Origin of the sequence: Acetobacter sp. DmW_043 (assembly GCF_002153485.1) — a bacterium.
Taxonomy (GTDB): domain Bacteria; phylum Pseudomonadota; class Alphaproteobacteria; order Acetobacterales; family Acetobacteraceae; genus Acetobacter; species Acetobacter thailandicus.
This window is the reverse complement of the sequence record NZ_JOMN01000024.1, coordinates 1-290: the sequence shown is the minus strand read 5'-3', so window position 1 is coordinate 290 and position 290 is coordinate 1. Positions and strand designations below refer to the sequence as shown.

Below are 290 nucleotides of genomic sequence, written 5' to 3'. Positions count from 1 at the left end.
CTGGCCCCTACCGTTGCTGATGCGCGCTTTGCCAAACCGTTTGACACCGGCCTTGTTGAAAATCTGGCGCGCAACCACGCTGTGCTGATTACGCTTGAGGAAGGTTCAGAGGGTGGCTTTGGGTCTCTCGTCATGCATCACCTGGCCAGAACCGGGCTGCTGGACACTGTGCGCTTCCGTCCCATGACCTTGCCTGATATCTTTATCGACCATAATACTCAGGCAGCACAGTATGAGCAGGCTGGCCTTACCGCTCCATACATCGTAAATACTGCTCTCAGCGCACTTGG

1 protein-coding gene is annotated in these 290 nt (G+C 55.5%); it reads left to right on the top strand.

The window, feature by feature from the left end:
- Positions 1-290: transketolase C-terminal domain-containing protein (locus HK11_RS08235; RefSeq protein ID WP_304528676.1), on the top strand; the 290-nt coding region annotated here is incomplete at both ends.